Genomic DNA, 2,035 nt, shown 5'->3' with positions numbered 1-2,035 from the left:
CCGATTGCTGCCCGTCACAAACGGCAAAAATCGGCCAAAAGGAGCCGGTCACCGAGAAAAGAACTCCGCCGCGTTTTAATACTATCGGGCGCCCTTACCTTTGGCACGATACCGACATTAGGTTCTTCTGTGTTCGACAGAAGCGACTTTGATCAGCTCTCCACTGAGCAACTGACTTTTTGGACCGCGCACAATGATTGCCCCGGTATGGACTCCCGCTGTGCCTTGGGAGGAAGGCTATCTCACCTGCTCTGCATTGATTGGCGCCAGCCTCCTTTTCCGGTCCTTTCAATTTGTAACAACGTCCTGACGCAATTACGATAGAGTCTTTTCACACCAACAGGACTCTCCAAGCAATGGACATGCGTCGCCTTTTATCCTTCTCCTGCAGCAAAGCTATACTTCCTCTTTTCCTCGGACTGTGTTCCGGTAATGCACTGGCCAGCGGCCTCAGCGAAAGCCTGGTCTCGTGTGAGCCGTCATTTTTCAAACACCTGTATTCCCAGCGCGCCGATCTGGGGAAGACCGTCAAGCTGGCCCGCAACGATCAGCACGGCCTGGCCTGGCCGCCAGTGCTGGACCGCCGCAACTTCAACACTGCTTTCCAGCACTTCACCCCCGCTGTCGACGACCAGGGCCTGCGCCTGACTAGCTACTACGACCGGATCATGGACCTGGGCGAGCAAGGCATTTACTACTTCTGGGGTTTCGAAATCGATGCCAGCCGCGAGCAAGTCATGGCCAAGTTGCCGCATGCGGAATGGCAGGAGGCAGGCGAGTACTTCATTTCTAAACCACGGATCAAGGCGGACGCCAATTCCGCCTGGCAGAACAACCCTGCGGCGGCCTCGGGCATCGCTCCGGCGGCGGGTTCCGCGGAAAAGCTCCTGATGCTGAGCGTCGAGGACGGGAAGACCCGCCTGCTCTGTTCGTTGCAGGGCAGCGTCGATGAGCTTCTGTTGCAGCAGGAACGCCCGGACCTGGCACAGGGAACCACACGATGAGGCGCCTGCCATGCCTAGCAGCGGTATTGCTGCTGGGTGGTTGTGCCCACGGCACTGTGCCGCAGAAAGCCGTGGCCGAAGCGCCGGCCACGACGCCTGCTGGCATGTTCAAACTGCTGGAGGACGCCAAACTGGCAACCTACTTCGACGCACACTCCGTCGCCTTGTACCAGGGCAATCCGCATTTGCGCCAGTTCTACCTAATCAACAATTACCTCGGACTCGCCGCCCCTAGCGGTAAACTTCCAGAGATTCGCAGTTCGCGGGCGATCCAGGTGATCAACTGCGAGCGGGACGAAATGGCGCAGTTCGGCCGGGTTTATTTCTCCGAACCCTTTGCCCTGGGGCATGAAGTGACGCGCAAGAGCGATACTCCGCAATGGGGACCGTTGGAGCGGCAGTCGTTGATCGGGAGGTTGCGCGATTCGGTATGCAAGATCGATGCGGCGCATCTTCGGGCGGGTAATCCGGGGTAGCTGTATCTTTGCATGAGCAGGCGGCTATCACGGCGTGCCTGCTTTCAGGTGGCAGGGGTGGTGTCTTTCCTCTAAACGACGGAACTGGCCGTTTTCGGCCATTTTGCGCTGCTAGGTCCGCAGCCAATAGTAGAGGTCGTACTTCGACTTCATGTGTTGAGGATGCTGGTTATCGGAGTCGGGATCTGGAATGGCGACTCGGCGAGTCCAGAGTGGGAACCACTCACCATCCCGCACATCGCTATCGCTAACCATTCGCACATTCTTCAGCATGGTTCGCTCGCAGGCACCGAATTGGACGAAATTGACCTGCGCCTCGATCAAGCTACATCTATTCGGTCCATCCACCTGGTGAGGGTAATAGAGTTGGAACACGTCATCCTCCCAGAAACAAATTGGGCAAATATCGTATGACCCTGGGTGTTCCTCGAAGACTGCATATCCGCAGCATGGGCAGGTAAACATCAATTTTCACTTATGGGTGGCAGTCTACTCTTGGTCGATTTTAGCAACATGCTGAACGGCTGCAATGGGTCGATTCTGTTGAAAAAGTAG

The 2,035-nt window shown here is 56.6% G+C and carries 3 protein-coding genes; 2 read left to right on the top strand and 1 reads right to left on the bottom strand.

Annotated elements, in window-relative coordinates:
• Nucleotides 1-356: 356 nt before the first annotated feature.
• Together A7D21_RS33890 and A7D21_RS33885 are read left to right on the top strand one after the other, a co-directional pair.
• Nucleotides 357-1,004, top strand: coding sequence for a hypothetical protein (locus A7D21_RS33890; protein WP_069553843.1), 648 nt, complete (start codon nt 357-359; stop codon nt 1,002-1,004).
• Nucleotides 1,001-1,480, top strand: a complete 480-nt coding sequence (locus A7D21_RS33885) for a surface-adhesin E family protein (RefSeq protein ID WP_015371096.1) — start codon at nt 1,001-1,003, stop codon at nt 1,478-1,480. The genes A7D21_RS33890 and A7D21_RS33885 overlap by 4 nt, the downstream gene beginning before the upstream one ends.
• 111 nt (nt 1,481-1,591) lie before the next feature.
• Here the strand turns inward: A7D21_RS33885 and A7D21_RS35055 are convergent, their stop codons facing one another.
• Entirely contained in the window at nt 1,592-1,945 is a 354-nt protein-coding gene (locus A7D21_RS35055; RefSeq protein ID WP_074594262.1) for a CPCC family cysteine-rich protein, read from the bottom strand.
• Between the last annotated feature and the right edge of the window lie 90 nt (nt 1,946-2,035).

This window comes from Pseudomonas sp. AP19 (assembly GCF_001728855.1).
GTDB classification, from domain to species: domain Bacteria; phylum Pseudomonadota; class Gammaproteobacteria; order Pseudomonadales; family Pseudomonadaceae; genus Aquipseudomonas; species Aquipseudomonas fluorescens.
Note: the sequence above shows the minus strand (reverse complement) of the source record. Positions and strands in the feature narration are given on the sequence as shown.

Coding starts and splice junctions, on each gene's coding strand:
- A7D21_RS33890 (WP_069553843.1), top strand. CDS start 357: ATGGACATGCGTCGCCTTTTATCCTTCTCCTGCAGCAAAGCTATACTT.
- A7D21_RS33885 (WP_015371096.1), top strand. CDS start 1,001: ATGAGGCGCCTGCCATGCCTAGCAGCGGTATTGCTGCTGGGTGGTTGT.
- A7D21_RS35055 (WP_074594262.1), bottom strand. CDS start 1,945: ATGTTTACCTGCCCATGCTGCGGATATGCAGTCTTCGAGGAACACCCA.